The 16,448-nt window shown below is 46.7% G+C and carries 15 protein-coding genes; 7 read left to right on the plus strand and 8 right to left on the minus strand.

Features of this window, described 5'->3' with window-relative positions:
• Positions 1–226 precede the first annotated feature (226 nt).
• From NDI33_RS09255 to NDI33_RS09270, 4 genes are all read right to left on the minus strand, one after another.
• Complete coding sequence (locus tag NDI33_RS09255; protein ID WP_190676511.1) at positions 227–3,088, minus strand: methyl-accepting chemotaxis protein; 2,862 nt, start codon at positions 3,086–3,088, stop codon at positions 227–229.
• An 85-nt stretch (positions 3,089–3,173) separates the two neighbouring features.
• Complete coding sequence (locus NDI33_RS09260; RefSeq protein ID WP_190414516.1) at positions 3,174–3,704, minus strand: chemotaxis protein CheW; 531 nt, start codon at positions 3,702–3,704, stop codon at positions 3,174–3,176.
• Between the two features lie 111 nt (positions 3,705–3,815).
• A complete protein-coding gene (locus NDI33_RS09265) occupies positions 3,816–4,181 on the minus strand; it encodes a response regulator (protein WP_190414517.1) in 366 nt (121 codons plus the stop codon).
• Between the two features lie 284 nt (positions 4,182–4,465).
• Positions 4,466–5,770 carry a response regulator gene (locus NDI33_RS09270; RefSeq protein ID WP_190414519.1) on the minus strand — a complete coding sequence of 435 codons (1,305 nt, stop codon included), beginning with the start codon at positions 5,768–5,770 and terminating at the stop codon, positions 4,466–4,468.
• 525 nt (positions 5,771–6,295) lie between these two features.
• Here NDI33_RS09270 and hmpF point away from each other — a divergent pair.
• Entirely contained in the window at positions 6,296–8,107 is a 1,812-nt protein-coding gene (gene hmpF / locus NDI33_RS09275) for a pilus motility taxis protein HmpF (RefSeq protein WP_348245631.1), read from the plus strand.
• A 77-nt stretch (positions 8,108–8,184) separates the two neighbouring features.
• On the opposite strand, the gene tilS is transcribed toward hmpF, so the two are convergent.
• The 4 genes from tilS to NDI33_RS09295 form a co-directional block, all read right to left on the minus strand.
• Entirely contained in the window at positions 8,185–9,255 is a 1,071-nt protein-coding gene (gene tilS / locus NDI33_RS09280) for a tRNA lysidine(34) synthetase TilS (RefSeq protein WP_190676515.1), read from the minus strand.
• On the minus strand, positions 9,255–9,557 hold the full coding sequence (locus tag NDI33_RS09285; protein WP_190414523.1) for a KGK domain-containing protein: 303 nt from the start codon (positions 9,555–9,557) through the stop codon (positions 9,255–9,257). Before NDI33_RS09285 ends, tilS begins: the two co-directional genes overlap by 1 nt.
• A gap of 78 nt (positions 9,558–9,635) precedes the next feature.
• Positions 9,636–10,694: a glycerate kinase gene (locus tag NDI33_RS09290; RefSeq protein ID WP_190676517.1), complete on the minus strand. Its 1,059-nt coding sequence runs from the start codon at positions 10,692–10,694 to the stop codon at positions 9,636–9,638.
• Positions 10,694–11,050 carry a DUF565 domain-containing protein gene (locus NDI33_RS09295; protein WP_190414525.1) on the minus strand — a complete coding sequence of 119 codons (357 nt, stop codon included), beginning with the start codon at positions 11,048–11,050 and terminating at the stop codon, positions 10,694–10,696. Before NDI33_RS09295 ends, NDI33_RS09290 begins: the two co-directional genes overlap by 1 nt.
• Positions 11,051–11,686: 636 nt before the next feature.
• Here NDI33_RS09295 and NDI33_RS09300 point away from each other — a divergent pair.
• The 6 genes from NDI33_RS09300 to NDI33_RS09325 all read left to right on the plus strand — a co-directional run bounded on the left by NDI33_RS09300 (position 11,687) and on the right by NDI33_RS09325 (position 16,287).
• Positions 11,687–12,190 (plus strand): protein kinase, encoded by a 504-nt coding sequence (locus tag NDI33_RS09300; RefSeq protein WP_190676520.1) that lies wholly within the window; start codon positions 11,687–11,689, stop codon positions 12,188–12,190.
• Positions 12,191–12,303: 113 nt separating this feature from the next.
• A complete protein-coding gene (locus tag NDI33_RS09305) occupies positions 12,304–13,287 on the plus strand; it encodes a hypothetical protein (RefSeq protein WP_190676522.1) in 984 nt (327 codons plus the stop codon).
• A 120-nt stretch (positions 13,288–13,407) separates the two neighbouring features.
• Positions 13,408–14,142: a hypothetical protein gene (locus tag NDI33_RS09310; RefSeq protein WP_190676523.1), complete on the plus strand. Its 735-nt coding sequence runs from the start codon at positions 13,408–13,410 to the stop codon at positions 14,140–14,142.
• Positions 14,143–14,287: 145 nt separating this feature from the next.
• The gene (locus NDI33_RS09315) at positions 14,288–14,866 is read left to right on the plus strand and encodes a GAF domain-containing protein (RefSeq protein WP_347275914.1); all 579 of its coding nucleotides are present in this window, start codon (positions 14,288–14,290) and stop codon (positions 14,864–14,866) included.
• A gap of 63 nt (positions 14,867–14,929) precedes the next feature.
• Complete coding sequence (locus NDI33_RS09320; protein WP_347275915.1) at positions 14,930–15,574, plus strand: ATP-binding protein; 645 nt, start codon at positions 14,930–14,932, stop codon at positions 15,572–15,574.
• Positions 15,575–15,744: 170 nt separating this feature from the next.
• Positions 15,745–16,287, plus strand: a complete 543-nt coding sequence (locus tag NDI33_RS09325) for a hypothetical protein (protein WP_190676525.1) — start codon at positions 15,745–15,747, stop codon at positions 16,285–16,287.
• Positions 16,288–16,448: the final 161 nt, after the last annotated feature.

The following is a 16,448-nucleotide window of genomic DNA, read 5'->3' on the forward strand; positions in this document are numbered from 1 at the left end:
AGTATCCTTCGAGAGTGCTGAGTGCTATTGACGCCCATACGGCGGCTTCCCGTAGGGAGTGCTGAGTAGGAGAAAGAAGTTTTTTTCTCCACTAGATTGCTTTTAATGTACCCAATCTATACAGAATCGACATCATTGATTTTTGCCCGATTTGTAGAAACCCGATTAATCGCGTTTCCAGGGTAATTTTCAGTCGTTTTTGCCCCACAATTTCTGATTTCTCAATTTATTTCCCCTCAGTAGCTTCGATGCGGAAGCGTTCGACGGAAGTTAGCAGGTCTCGTGCCACTCCGACCAAGTTTTGCAGCGCAGTGGATACCCGTTGCGCTTCCTGGGAAGTTTCTTGCGCGGTCAGTTCCACCGATTGCATCACCTGGGCAACAGCAGAAGAAGTTTCTGTCTGTTCCACCGTGTCAGCAGTAATCGAGCGAACCAGGGCGTCGATCCGATTTGAAACCTGAATGATGTCTTCCAAACTCCGCTTTGCCTGTTCTGCTCGCTTCGTTCCATCAATTACCTGTTGGGTGCCTTCCTCCATTGCCATCATCACCGAACCCGTTTCGCTCTGGATTTGCAGCACAATCTGTTCAATTTCCTTCAAAGCTTTCGCAGCTCGGTCTGCAAGTTGTCGCACTTCATCTGCCACCACAGCGAAGCCCCGACCCGCCTCACCGGCGCGTGCTGCTTCAATACTGGCATTGAGTGCTAGGAGGTTGGTTCGGGAAGCGATCCCTGAAATTAACGCGACAATCTTAGAAATTTCCTGAGAAGATTCAGCAAGGCGCTTGACTTTTCGAGTCGTTTCTGCTACGGTTTCCCGAATTTGCAGAATTCCTGCCACCGTTCGTTCTACGGATTCACCACCCTTCAAGGCTGTGGCAGAGGCGGCACGGGCGACTTCTTCTGCTTCTCTCGCATTTTCAGCAACCCGCTGAATCGAGCCAGTCATCACCTGAACCGAGTTGAGAGTCACCGCCAGCTCTTCTGCCTGTCGCAGCGCATCGGAAGACAAACCGCGAGCAAATACTTCACTGTCAGTCGCTCCTCTACTGACTTGTCGAGCCGCCATCTTCACCTGTTGAACGATTTCCCGCAGGTTTTGAATGGTCAGGTTAAAGGAGTCGGCAACGGCTCCCAAAACGTCTGCGGTGACTTCTGCCTGCACGGTCAGATCCCCACGGGCAGCACCTTCTACATCATCCAGCAGTCGAATCACTTGACGTTGCAAGTCTTCTTTTGCTTGTTCTTGCTCTTCAGCTTTGCGTTGAGCTTCGGATGTAGTGGTCAGGATGACGCGAGCCATTTGGTTGAACCCAGCGGCAAGGGAACCGAATTCGTCTTCTGAGTAAACGGTTGCCTGGGCATTAAAGTTGCCACCAGAGACAGACTCAAACTGGGCTTGGAGGTCTTCGGTGGTTTTTTTGATTTGCCGAGTCGTGATTCGTCCTAAAGCCAGGGTAGTCCCAAAGGTGGCGGCACCCGCTGCCAGACTCATCACCCAGCTGGTGTTACGGAGATGGGAGATTGTAGTGTTTTTGCTGTCTTGGGGAGCAGCACTCGCGGAGATGAAGCTGACAAGTGCAACGACAACGGCGGAGACAATTCCGGCAGCGGCGGCAGAGATCAGCGGCTTTTTACTCAGAGGGGCGTTTTCAAAGGCAGCCAAAGGGCCTTGTTCGATAGTGACGTTTGGCTCTGCTTTGGAGCCTTCTGGAGTAAAGGAAATCGTTCCGGGGCTTTGTTCGGAGGTTCCGGTGATGCTAAATTCATCATCGTGAACGCCCAAGCTTGAACTTCCGGAAGATTCGGTAAAAGTTCGCGTCTCTACCTTCCGCTTGGAATCTCCAGATGCCCGTCTTGAAGAGGTTCCCAAGTCAGAAATTCCTGCGGAGAATCCTTGGCTATTGCCTTCTGAATGGGACAGATCGAAATCCGGAATGCTCCCTAAATCGTCTCCAAAATCACCAAATTCGTCTAAGAAGTCGCTGCTACTTTCATTGAGCCGGTTGCGCTGTTGATTTTCTGAGGAAAACGAGTCATAGCTAATGGCATCGTCAAAGGCTTCAAAGTCAAATTGGTCATTTCGGGTATTCCCGTTTTGATCGGAATGGGCGACATAAGTAGCATCGTCTTCGTAGGGATGAGTCTCAAACGGGCGGTGACGGGATCGGGTGGGATCGTTGCTACTGCTATAAGGTTCGGTATCGCCTAAGGCATCCTGACTGTCATATCCGAAACTTTCCTCCTCTGTTCTTCTGGATTCCAGCTCTCCGGATCTCATTAACAGTGTTTCGTCTTCCAGAGGAAAGTAATTGAAATTGGGTTCTTCTAAAGTGTCGGAAGAATTGGGAATTTCAAATGTCGAATTGTCATTCTCGAAGTTGCCCGATGGCATTTGAAATTCACGATCCGCCGTTTGATCGAAGTCAGTAAAGGCGTCGAGCGGAAATGCCTCTGCATCAAAATCTGTATTGGTTGCGGGCGATCCAGTCTCGTCATCCAGAGAACTGGGCGACCATGATTGTGCAAAGGGGTCGTGATAGGCTTCTGGTGTTTGTGCTGTTGCACTATCTGTATAGTCCGAGCTGACAAACGGATTCGCCGCTGAGTAAGACTCTATATCCTGAAAATCTCCGGAGTCGAAATCATCTAGAGAAGAGATGTCCTGAGTTGCCATCTCTGGTTCTTCTAGGGATGGCCATGCTGCGTTGGCTTCTGGAATCGCATAATCATCATGGTTGAGTGCAAATTCGTCTGGTTCCAACTCGCCACCAACGGGATCGGAAGTTGCACCAACCGATTCGGAGTAGTTTTGGCAAGAGAGGGCGTATTCTATTCCGTTGTTGGCACAATCGATAAACTCTTGGTCGTCGGTGAGCTGAGGCACCAACTCGTATTGTTCTTGCGCGATCGCGTACTGCTGTAATCCATAACAGTAAATATGACCCCGTAGAATCCGAGCATTTGGGTCATTGGGAAAATTTTCGACTAACCGATCGATGATGGCAGCTGCCTCTTCGTAGTTGCCCAGCGTGTAGGCCGAAAATGCGTGTTGATATTCTTGTGTGTAATCTGTACTTGATTTCATTTGCTTCCCCCAAAACAAGTAAAAATTAAAAATTAAAAATTAAAAAATTCATTTTGCCTTTTTACTTTTTAATTTTTAATTGATTTCATGCTGCCCATCGCGCTGAGCGAACAATTGCGACTTGGTCTAATAGTCGGAGAAACTGATTTTTCTCTTTGTCTAATAACCACTCACCCTTAAGAAAAGGTGCCATACTGTCTGGAACGTTAGTAAGCATCTGTACCTGATCGATATCGAGCCAGTCCATGCCGACAATACGCTCAACGGCTAAGCCTAACATGGTGTCCTGGTCTTCAACGGCAATCACTGGAATCTCAGGTTTGTCTGTGTTCAGGGCAGATGAATCCCCTAAAAACTGCCCGAGGTCTGCGACCCAAATCACTTGCCCGCGCCAGTTCAGCGTTCCTAACAGGAGGGGAGAAGCGTTGGGAATTGGAGTAATCCTGTCTGGTGATGGAGAAACCACTTCACGGATTCCACTGGCTCCTAGGGCAAATTCGTTACCGGATGGAACGTAAAACCGCAGGTGTAATTCACCTTCAGGACTCTCCAGTTCCTGAAATCCGGGTGAGTGATCTTGACCGCTGCCTGTTAAAAAGTCCGGATTGCCGACCATTCTATCTCCTTAGCTGTTAACTGTTAGCTGTTAGCTTTTGTTACTTCTCGAAACCTAAAAGCTACTAGAACTTTGGAGGTCAGTAGTTTTGGGCTAATGGCTAATGGCTTGTTAGCCTCGTAGCAGCTGTTTGACCGTCCCTATTAGCTCGGTTGGCTGAAAGGGTTTGGCTATGTAAGCGTCTGCACCTTGTTTCATTCCCCAGTAGCGGTCAAATTCTTCTCCTTTCGACGAACACATTACCACAGGAACATTCTGGGTTTTTGGGTCGGCTTTGAGCCGACGACATACCTCATAACCGTTCATTCGGGGCATGACAATATCCAATACCACTAAGTCGGGGCAAGACTTGAGAATTTGTTCCAAGGCTTCGACACCATCAGTGGCAATCGTTACGGTTAACCCACTTCCCTTGAGGAGGTCTGAGATCATTGCCCGTTGTGCGGGACTGTCTTCTACAACCAGAACTACACTCATAACTCCCTACCTACCTGTCTGCCGGTTCAAACATGAACGCTCGTAAGCCACGATTGGTTCACCCCTCAACCATGTCATGACTTAAGTATCCCATCTAACTTTAGACTCCTGTACGGGCGCTGTTTACGAAATATCTCCCCTGCTTTGGAGAGTCGCTGGTAAACGATTGCCCCCACGACTTGCTTAGTATCTGTAGTCGGTAGCCCGTCGTTGATAGTCCCTAGTCCATAGTCTATTCCTAATTTCATCATTGAATGAAGCCCCGCCTCATCGGTGGGGCAATTCTACCCGACTCGTACATCTGTTTCTTCTATCTCTCGATTTAACTCTGTAGGGTCTAAAGGTTCTGATATCGTTGATTCCTTTTCACCAGGGCCAATATATCTCTCTAGTAGCATTAATAACTCACTTTCTCCAAAAGGCTTAGTTAGGTAGTCGGTTGCGCCTACCATCCTGGCTCTGACCCGATCGATAAATCCATCTTTGCCAGTCAGCATGATGATGGGGGTCTGTCGAAAAGCGGTTGATTTCCGGAGCATGGCACAAATCTCATAGCCTTCGAGGTCGGGCATTGCAATATCACAAAGAATCAAGTCGGGTTTGAGTTGGAAGACGAGACTGAGTGCTTTAAGAGGATTGCTAATCGCGGTTGCCTCATAACCTTGTGGTTTTAGGATATATTCGACGGTTTTACCGATGGCAACGTCATCATCGATACAGACAACGCGAGGAATTTTGTTGGCTGGGGTCGAATCGGATTCTATGCTAATTCCGACTCGGCGACTGGCTGCTGTTTCGTCGCTGGTACAACTTTGCAGTTGTACCCAACCTTGTTGTACATAGGGATAAATGGCTCTTGCCACAGTTAAAATTTCACGATTTAGATATCGGGCTAGCTGCCGTAGGGAGGTTTTTCCATCTAGCTGGCGATCTAGGGTTTTAAAAGCATTTTCTGGCAGGGCAGCGCGTAAAGAAACTGCATCGGCAATGACTGGGCAGTGATTGGGAGATTGAATGTGGGGATGAAATTGTTTCCACTCCTGCACCTGCTTCATGATCTTGGCGACGAGGGGGGCAATTTCTAGGGTGGTAAGTTGTGGTGCTAGCGCTGGGCCAATGTCGAAGATGAAGGAGCCTTGATGAAGGCTGAGGAGGTCGAATAAGGTTTCATGCACCATACTGCGGATGATGCTGCGCCCTTGAGCGGGGGTCAAAATATGATTTTCCAACAGTGCCCACAAGTAGCCGTATTCGGGCGCATTAATCGCATCAATTAAGGGGACTTCCAGAGTTTTGAGGGAGGTTTCGGCTCGATAACGGCGTAGGTAGTCGCGCAAACGCAACAAACTGCCGGTTCCATCGCTAGCATAGGCGATTTGTCCGTTGAGGAAGAAGACAAACCAGAACGGCCCTGGTTCTTTGAGTTTTGCGTCTCGGTAGGGGATGCTGGTACGTCGCGCCCCTACATGCTCACCCGTTCCTTGAACGGGTGAGCTGTATGCCTCCACGAATAATTCGCCTGTTCGCTGACCTAATTCGATCAGTTGCAGGATGCTGCGTATATCAATTTCATTTAACGTTCCCTGCATGTAATGAAAATGCGCTCCTAATAACCGTTTGAATCTGAGTTAATGTTGCATTTGTCAAGTTTTCCGCGGTGCCTGCTATAAAAATCTTTACAATTAGGTAGTTTTTCTTTGAGTAAAGGATGGAGCCAGATAATACAGTACCAGGGAAAGAGATTCTGGCGAAGGCACAATCTTTACTGACAAAAGTCAAACCCATGCAAGTTATTTGTCTGGTTGCTTTTGCCGGGTTCAATTAGAAATGGAACTAGCCGAGAATTGTCTGTGGCAGGATTGCCTAGGATTCAAGTTAAATATTAAATAAGAAAGAAATCGAAACATATTTAGTTTAATTTAAGACTTGACGTAGCTGCCAACACGGGCTAAATTACGGAGTCTTCAGGGAGAAACTGACCAAAAGGCGATCGCGTTTTAGATCGGGGTGTGAATTCAAAGGTGGAAGCGCCTCGTGGGTCGGCACTTCCACAACAAGGTCTGAAAAGGTTAGGATCGTTCTGGTTATGAAGCCTGGGCGAGAATTATGGCGGCATGGCTCTGGTGGGACCAGAGATCGGTCAACAAGCGGGCACAAGATACATCAAGAGGACCATCAGCGTGCTGTATCTAGCAGAAGTACAAAAAAAGAGTGGCGGTGTTTTTGGTGGTGGCAAGGCCGAACTAAAACTGCTGGCTTGTCAGCAGAATGACCAGAGTTGGCGTGCTGCGTCTGATGAAGTGATTTCCGCTCCTGAAGAAGCCAATAATTTTAATGGTGGCGTCTTGGTGCTGGTTGAGCTAAGCGGGAATCGGCAAGTGCAGCGTCCGCCGACAGAGGCGGGGCGTCAGTTGGTGAATATCTTGCAGAATTTCTCTCGCCAACTGGAAAAGTCGAAAACTCAGGAAGAAGAAATTGAACAGTGGAAGCAGTCGCTGACTTATCAGAGTCAGGAGCTAAACCGGCGCGAAATGGAAATGGAAGCGCGGGTGGAACAACTGCAACAGTTGGAGGAAGACTTTGAACGGTTGGAGGCGCAACGTCAAGAAATTGACAGTTCGCGGGAGGAAATTGAGCGACTGCGGGAAGAGTGCGATCGCAACCGCATCGAGATGGAGGGAGCGTGGGAACACTTGCGGGGCGAGCAGCGACGCTTGGAGGAACGACAGGCGGAGTTCCAACAGGGAACGGTATTAGATGAGGAGCAAGGTCAAAAGATTCGGGAATTACTAGATCGTTTAGCTTCGGCGATCCCTCCTACGGAAGCAGTGCGAGAACAACTGAATCTGGCTTTTGAAATTGTCAACGGGCAGCAGGGAACCCTAGACCAGCACTGGCAAAATCTGGAGCAACAACGCAACAATGCCCAACAGAAGCAAGCGGAAGTAGACCAGCAAACTCAGGAACTGCAAAGACGCACGGAGGAGTTAAAGCAGGCTCAAGAGGCTCTGGAAAAAGTGCGTTTAGAGCGGATGGTGCTTCAAAATTCCCTGGAGATCAAGCAGGAGTATGCTCAGATGCAGAGTCTCCAGTTGCGAAATCAGGAGGAGCTGTACGAGCAACTTCACCGTCTGGCAACAACTTCAACGGGTGTCAAGATTAGCCAAAAGGTCGATCTGGAAGCGCTGGAGAAAATGCCCCTAGGCGAGCTGCAAGAAACCGTGCAAAATCTTCAGCAAGATTTGGAAAAAGTGATGCGCTTTGTCAATGACCAAGAAGAAGAGTTGACCTTGCAGCGTCAAACGGTTGAGGAATTGCAGACGAAGATCGAGCAAGCCAGCGAGTATGACCGCCTCAGTTTGGAAAATGAGCTAGCAGAGGAGCAGGATTGCTACCAAATGCTGGATGAGACGCTGGTGGGCCAACGCATCTACCTGCGGGAGCGAGAAGAAGTTTTAAATCAACACTTGCGGGTGCTGCGGCGACGGCAAGGAATTGTGGACAATGAAGGGCAGGACAATCAAAAGATTGATTTGGGTCCAGTTCTGAGTCAATTGGAGGGCCAACGACAACAACAGGCAGAGGAACTACAAAAGCTGGAAAGCCAGATTGAGCAGGTGCGGATGAGCATTCAGCAAGCTCAAGGCATGATTGACCATCAAGCTGGCGAACAGGAGCAAGAGCGCCAGCAGATTAAGCAGCTAGAGCAGAAATTGCAGGAAATGAGGGCGGCGGCGGCGGAACTCGTGGGCAAGGTAAATACCTATCAGGAAACGCTACAGCCAATGCAGGATCGCCTGAATGAGATGCGGCAGAAGTTGGAGGCAATCGTGGGGACGTTGGCTCAGGTTCAGGAAACGGGTGACTATCAGCTGCAATCAATTACTGAGATGCGGCAAGTTCTCCTCACCTTGATCGGTGGTTAGTTGAATGCGGCATGAGAATTAAAAATTAAAGATCCAAAATTAAAAATGAGTCGTTCTGAATTTTTAATTTTGGATTTTTAGTTTTTAATTGAAATCCAAGCTCCATCTACTTGTGCGATCGCGCCCCCAGGAAAGGGATCGGTTTGAGAGCGGTTGGGGGCTGTAATTAAGGCAGTCAGTTTTTCGATTTGCTCGAAGCTGGGGGCGATGGGTAGAACTGAGGCGAGGAAGTGCCGCATAACGCGACGTTGCAGGGCTAGGGGGGCTTGACGCAATACGAGGCGATTGAGTCTGGGGTCACGTCTGGAGTCAGTGCTGAGTGCTGTAGGGGCGGCGTCTCCCTGCCTATACTCAGGGTTGAGTGGCGAGTCTTCGTTTTCTAAGGCTTGTTGCAGCAGCTTCTGAGCGGCTTCTTCAAGATATTGCACATCTGCCCGTAAAAGTTCTGCTGTCTTCGCCAGTGTTTGCTCGACTTGGGGGTTGAAGTGAGTTTGTAAGTATGGCAGTAACTCTTGGCGGATACGGTTACGGGCATACTTGAAGTCTTGATTGGTGGAATCTTCCCAAACGGGAATCTGAAATTCTTGGCAAAATTGAGCGGTTTGTGCCCTAGTGACTTCTAGAAGAGGGCGCACCAGTTGCAGTGTTGGATGCAGTGTTGAAGTCAGCGGACGCTGCCAGGTTAGGGCTTGTAATCCATCGGCACCACTGCCGCGCATCAGGTTATAAAGGAGGGTTTCGGCGCGATCGCTCGCTGTATGACCTGTGACAATGTATGGGAAATTGTTGGTTTGGGCGATCGCACTCAAGGCTTGATAACGCCACTGCCGCGCCGCTGCCTCTGAGGTGATAGATGGCGTTTCTGGGGCGGTTTCCAAGTAATAGGAGACTTGCCAGGTTCTCGCCAACTGTTCCACATGGTTAGCATTTGCTTGGGAATCCGGACGCCAGCGGTGATCGCAGTGAGCAATTCCTAGATGCCATCCCCACTTTGGCTGCAAATCTAGCAGTAATTTGATTAAGCAGAGAGAATCTTGTCCCCCAGAGACTGCAACTAATAGGGGCTGGTTTCGCGGTAAGAGATGGCGATCGCGTAAAATTCGATGCAATTGAGCATGGAGAGGCGTCCAAGGGGGAAGATTAGGCATTAGCTATCATCTTCTTTGAGTTGCTGACGAATATCCTCTAGTGGTGATTCTGGCTCATCCGGGCAAAATTCTAGAGTTACTCTAACCTTTCCTTGTTTCCAGTTAGCACCGGGTCTTAGAACCTTGCAATCTATACCCTCACTAAACCACTTTATTTGCTCACCAGTTGCTCCTACCTGAGCCTGCATCCGGTTAATGAATTCACCCACTTGGAAAGTGGAGTGATTAATTAAAAGTCTCTGAGTATTTGTATTAACACACAAAACATTGTCCGCTTCTATCCGCTCGAATCCATTATTCATGTGAATCTCCAGTTCCAGCACTTGTTCTAGATTTTTTCAGAAGTAGCCGCGAGTTTACTTGTTAGGCTGCTATTGGTTTTAATCAGTGCGATCGCTCGGTCGATAAACGTCACCGGGGGAGTGGTCGGGATTAATCTCAATCACCAAGTCTACCGTCCTAGGATTTCTCGTCAGCGGTTTGATAAATAACTCTGGGTGGAGCGATTTCCAGAAATACTTGACAAATTCATCAATTTCCGAATCTGTCATGCCAGATTTACCAGCAGCAATCATGTCGTGTTCTGCCTGCCGTCGCCACTGCACAGACAGACGATAATCAACGGGATACAGCATCATCAGCCGATCTAACCGTTCCCACAAAGGTACATAGTCCTGCAATCGGGCATTCATGTCACGGGCAAACGTTCGCTCAGCAGCGGTTAGAATCGGCGGTGGCGCATTGTCAAAGACAGCAGGGTCTATGGGACGGACGCCGACAAACCACCCTTCAAACAGGATGATATCGATGTCTTGGACAATTTCTGGCTGCGTCCTATCACCGGCACCTTCCCAGGCAGATTTATCAAAGCGAGGGACTGGAATCGGTTGCCCGGATGGCTGACGCAGACAGTCCAAAACGTCTAAACCCAATTGAATATCGTGGGTTCCGGGTGGCCCGCGCCAGATCAAGCGGGGGTCTTGCTGTCTTAAGGCAAGGCGATCGCGATAGGTTTTGTAGAGGTCATCTAGAGACAGGCTGAGTGTCGAGTTCCCTAGGTGTTTGAGAATTAAGGTAAGGACGGCTCCCAGAGTCGTTTTGCCAGTTCCCTGTCCCCCTAAAATTCCCTGGATGAGGGGGCGTCCTAACTGTTGCCGATCCTGCGCTAGTTTTGTGGCTAGGGGAAGCCAGAGGTTCCACAGCGTTTCTAAACTGAGGGATAGGAACTGCGGGCTAAGGACTGAGGAAAGATGGGGATAGATTAAGAGGAACAAATGCGATCGCTTGCGGATGACTTCCTCCACATTGGCGGGTGCGATCCCAAAAGCTTTCGCCCGGAAGTCATCTGCTAGCGCCTGTGCTGCCAAATGTTCCAACTGTGCTGAAGTCGGCGTTTTTCTAGCGATCCAATCGTTAAAAATTTGGCGAAGAGAGTCCATCACGAACCAAGTTTAAAGGCTTCAATAAATAAACTGTAAGTCAGACCAATTTTCAGCGCATTCAACATTTCTGTCACTAATAAGCGGTTGGGAACGCCTTCACCTGTTGGCACAACTCGCCGGTTTCTGCCGTAAACGAACCGATTCACGGTTTCGGTGAAAAAAATTAAAAATCCAGCGGCAATCACATCCCAGTTAGCGGTTTGTCCCGCTGTTGTGGGAATAGCGGTTCCTAGAAACACGCCCACTAATAGGCTCATCACCACCAGCGATATCCGTCGCCAGGGATTGCGAAACCATCGCCTCAGCTGTTGGCTGACAACATCAAAGAGATTGTTGAGACGAGTCCTTTGCATCGTTGAGGCTGACTCCGAAGTAATGTCCTGCTTTCCAAAAGCTTTTTTTAATTATCTGATGCTCCTACCACTTCCTCGATTGGGAAGTTTTATAAAGCTGGAGGCGGCGATCGCGCTTAGCGCCGCCTTAATAAAGATTTGTGTTTGTAATATAGAGATTTATTTAGAATCAAAAATTTTCTTAAAAGTAAGGGCATTCTCAATACAGATGAGATGATGTGTCCGTGCCTTCTCCTATGCCAACCAGCATACAGATAGCCCTGGCAACGGTAATCAGGAGACAACTTAGGATTGGAGCGATCGCGCTACCCCATTGCCGCAGCGATCGCTCCATTTTACATATCCAGCGTAGGTTTGCACTTCGTCCAAATTCATTTTCTAATCGTGAGTAACTTATAAAACGCAATAACCAAAACCCAACACCTCTCATACGCTCTATAAGATTTAAAAATTGAATTCGGAGTTTATAGAAAAAAGGTATAAATTCAATTTGTGTCAATTTCGCGACAACTTATGCCGGAGAAATTTCTCGAAAGAAGTCTCCTCTCCTAGAATCTATTAATATCACACATCAATACTATACTTATCTAACTTCCAAAAATTAGCATCAACTTAACGGGTTATCAGCTTTCTCCTTTGCCCCTTCATGAAGGAGCCAAAACGGTTATTTATCAGGGTAATAGAGAGGCTGAACAAACCTCTGTGAGTGTAAAAGCCTTTAAAGCCGAATATCCCGCTCTTGAAGAAATTTTTCGATTGAGACATGAATATAAAATTTTACTTCCTTTTGATATAGAAGAGGTTGTTAAATCACTGGCATTAGAAAACTATAACAACGGCCTAGCGTTAGTATTAGAATATTTTGACGGAAAATCTCTAGAAAAAGTTATCAAATCTCCCCTAAAAACTGATTTAAACCAGTTTATTCCGATTGCTATTCAGCTAGCAGATACCCTTGCCGCCTTGCATCAAAACCAGATTATTCATAAAGATATTAAACCACACAATATCCTGATGAATTCTAAAACTGGTCAAGTTAAGATTATAGATTTCAGCATTTCATCGCGTCTTTCTAGAGAAAGAGCAATACCTATAAAATCCCTCTATTTTTTGACCAATCAGAAAAAGGAGATTTACTGATTGAGGATATCAGGATTAGTTATAAATTTTTACATGACCGGGTGCAGCAAGCAGCTTATTCTTTGATTCCGGAAGATCGGAAAAAATTAACTCACCTAAAAATTGGTTAACAGTTGTTACATAAAACAGCTAAATATGCGCTGGAAGAGAATGTTTTTGATATTGTCAACCAGCTCAATATCGGGGTGGAGTTGCTTGCTAACCAAGCAGACAAAGATGAACTTGCCCAACTCAATCTGATGGCTGGGAAAAAAGCCAAAGCAGCATCGGCTTATGAAGCATCTGCCAGATACTTAACCGCAGGGCTAAGACTGCTTACTGAAAATAGCTGGCAAAGCCACTATGATTTAACGCTCACACTTCATCTTGAGTCGGCGGAAGCAGAATACTTAAATATCAACTTTGAGCAGGCAGCTACTTTAGCTGAAGTTGCCCTAGAACAATCTACAAGTTTAATCGACGAAGTAAAGGTAAACGAGCTACAAATCCAGATTTATATCTGTCAATTTCAGATGGTTAAAGCCGTCGATACAGGGCTACAAGTTTTGGAACGGCTGGGAATTACTCTCGTAACGTTAACAAGTGACGAGAGTTTGGTAGTTGAGTTGCCCGGACTCGCGGACTTAGACAAGATTCCCCTAATGACAGCTCCGGATAAACTAGCCGGTTTGCGAATTTTAAAAACGATTTGTGCGCCTGTCTTCATGGCAAAGCCAGAGATTTTTCCACAAATAATATTAACCATGATTAATATCTGCATTGAACATGGTAATTCGGCAATATCTGCTTTCGCTTATGGTTTTTATAGCTTGTTGTTGTCAGGGCTTGGAAAGATAGATGCTGGATATCATGCGGGTAAATTGGCATTGAAGCTTCTAGAACAATTTGATGCTAAAGAACTCAAGGCGAAAGTCTATAACTTGTTTAACGCCAATATTAGACCGTGGAAAGAACACGCTAAAAATAGTGTTGTTCACTTCCAACAAGGGCTTCAAAGCGGCTTGGAAACGGGAGACATTGAATGGGCGAGTTATTGTGGCGCTAACTTTTGCGGATATTTATATTTTACGGGCGATCGCTTAGATTCTATCGTGTAGCAACAAGCCCCTTACATTGAGGTACTTGTAAAGATAAACCTGCCTACGGGTATCCATTTTGCGAATATTTAGATACGACTGGGATTAAATTTTCAAGGCAAAGCTGCGGATAAATTCCTATTGATTGGAGAAAGTTTTAATGAAGCCGAAACCTTGCCCCAGTTAATTGAATCGAAAGGTGGCACTGGCTTGTTTGTCGCCTATGTTGCTAAGACAATTCTTCTGTATCAATTTAAAGATTACGAGGGTGCGATCGCAAGCGCAGCTTTAGCCGCAGAGCAAGCTGGTTCTGCATTTGGTTTTATGCAGGTTGCCGTACTGAATTTCTACCATTCCTTGGCTCTTTTGGCTCATTATCCCCAAGTTAACGATACTGAGAAACAACAATACCTAAATACAGGAAATGCCAATCAAGAAAATATGAAACATTGGGCGTACCATGCGCCACTGAATTATCAACATAAGTACGATTTAGTAGAGGCAGAGAAGGCGCGGATATTAAAACAAACTTCTAGCGCGATGGAGTTGTATGACATCAGCATTCAAAGAGCCAGACAGCAAGGATATATCCAAGAAGGAGCACTGGCTAATGAACTAGCGGCAGAGTTTTATTTCTCGCTTGGTAGAGAGAAGTTAGCTCAGTTTTATTTAACTGAAGCATACTATACTTTTATTCGGTGGGGAGCAACGGCAAAATCCAAAGATTTAGAAGCAAAATATTCTGATTTCTTCTCCCGGCTACTTGTTAGAGAAACGATTAGCATTGAGAGAAATTTGACAACAACTTCCACAACAGGAACAGGTTCTGCTGCACTAGATTTAGCAGCAATTGTAAAGGCGTCAATTGCGATTTAATCAGAACTTGTTCTCGAACAATTGCTGGAGAAGTTGATCCATATCTTGGTTGAGACAGCCAGAGCGAGAAAAGGAATTCTTCTGTTAAAAAAAAGCAAATCAATGGTTGCTAGTTGCTAAAAAACTTTTGGGCAAACAAAGTTGTTTGGCTTTACCTTTAATTTCCCTTAAAAGTTGCGATGATCTACCGATTTCTTTAATCCAATACATCGAAAGAACTAAAGAAACGGTGGTTTTAGACTCCGCAACTACAGAAGGACTCTTTATCAATGACCCATACATTCTGAAAAACCAACCCAAGCCCATCTTAGGGTTGCCTATCTTTCACAAAAGACAGTTGACGGGGATTTTTTACTTGGAAAATGGCTTGGCTCAAGGAGTTTTTACTTCAGAACGCTTAGAAGTTTTAAAAGTATTGACATCCCAAGTCGCCATTTCAATAGAGAATGCCCAAATTTACAAAAACTTGCAAATTTACTCTCACGAACTGGAAATTAAGAATAGCGCTTTATCGGAAAAAACTCAGGAACTAGAACAAGCCCTTCACCAGTTACAACAAACTCAGACTCAATTAGTTCAAACCGAAAAAATATCTAGCCTGGGACAACTGGTGGCGGGGGTAGCCCATGAAGTAAATAATCCTGTTGGGTTCATTTCCGGTAATCTGCATCATGCTTCTGGGTATGTACATGATTTACTTAACTTAGTTAATCTTTATCAGTAACATTTTCCCAATCCACCTGCCGAAATTGAAGAGGAAGCTGAGACAATCGAGCTGGATTATCTGATGGAAGATTTGCCCAAATTGCTCACTTCGATGCAAGTAGGGACTGACCGAATTCGAGAGATCATGCAGTCTTTACGCAACTTCTCGCGGGTTGACGAAGCAATCGGAAAGCCTGCGGACATTCATGCTGGGTTAGAAAGCACGTTGATGATTCTACATCATCGTCTAAAAGCGAGCGTGGAGCGTCCGGCAATTGAGCTGGTGAAAGAGTATGGTGAGTTGCCGTTAGTGGAATGTTACACCGGACAACTTAACCAGGTGTTTATGAATATTATGGCGAATGCAATTGATGCAATCGATGAGGTAATGAGTAAGAAGATACGGGGAATCGATAATCGACCCGAAAGTGCGAATTACCCCTTGCCAAAGATTCAGATTCACACGGAACTAATTAATGGTGAGAAAGTAGCGATTCAGATTGCTGACAACGGACCGGGAATGCCGGAAAAAGTTCGGCAACGTCTGTTTGAACCCTTCTTTACAACGAAGCCGGTAGGCAAGGGGATGGGGCTAGGTTTATCCATTAGCTATCAGATTGTCGTAGATAAACATGGTGGGCAATTGAGCTGTATCTCAGCGCCAGGAGAAGGGACGAAGTTTATGATTGAGATTCCGCTCAGGACAGCCCTTTCAAAAGTGTTATAGGGGCGGGAAACATCCAAAGCTTGAGTGTCTAGAAGCCTCACCCAAGATTCTTGTTTTGTGGCGTAGATGAAAAATGGCGATGGGCGCGATCGCTCACGCGAGGAGTCCATCTTTGGCGGAGCTTTTTGCCATCAAGGAAGGTAAACTCCTGAAAGACTATCCAAAAGCTTATGATTTTAAAGGTTTACCCTGGGTTTCTGATTGCTGTGCTTTTAGGACTCATCGGGTTAGGACTGGGACTGCTTCAGGAGCGGGTGGAACTCAATTGGGCAAAGTTAGATGCTTCGTTGCTCTCAAAAACGAATGCTTCACTGCGGGAAAATCCTCCCGGCGCGGGAAAGTTGCCGAACTCTACACCAGTTACCTCACCTACAGACGATCGACCAATACCGCTAATTGCGGTTCGTCAAGGGCCTTTACGGGTGACGAATCAAACGGAGTATCCGCTACGGCTGGCGTTGCTGACTTATCAGCCACCCACGACATCTTATGGGGAGCCAGCACACTGGGATTTTGCTCCAGGAGAAGGGGGGAGTCAGGGCGTGACTTTATCGCTGCCTGGAGGGGATTTGCAGCTAAAAAAGGGGGATATTCTGGTGGCATTTGCCCAAGATGGTTCCCGCCGGTATTGGGGACCGTATGTTGTGGGTGAGACGCCTCTGCCTGTCTGGAATGCTCAGGTGTCGGAATGGCAACTGGTTTTGCAATCTTAGGTCGTAGATAGTCGGGGGTCATTCGTTTATAGTCAGCAGTTAGGAGTCAGTTGTTTTTTCTCCTCTACGGACGAATTACCCATGACTTCTTATCAATGTACCCATTCACCGCTGACAATTTAGGGAACACATAGGTTTTGCCAGAGTCAGGAAGTGCTGCT

Origin of the sequence: Trichocoleus sp. DQ-A1 (assembly GCF_039961955.1) — a bacterium.
Classification (GTDB): Bacteria; Cyanobacteriota; Cyanobacteriia; order Cyanobacteriales; family FACHB-T130; genus FACHB-T130.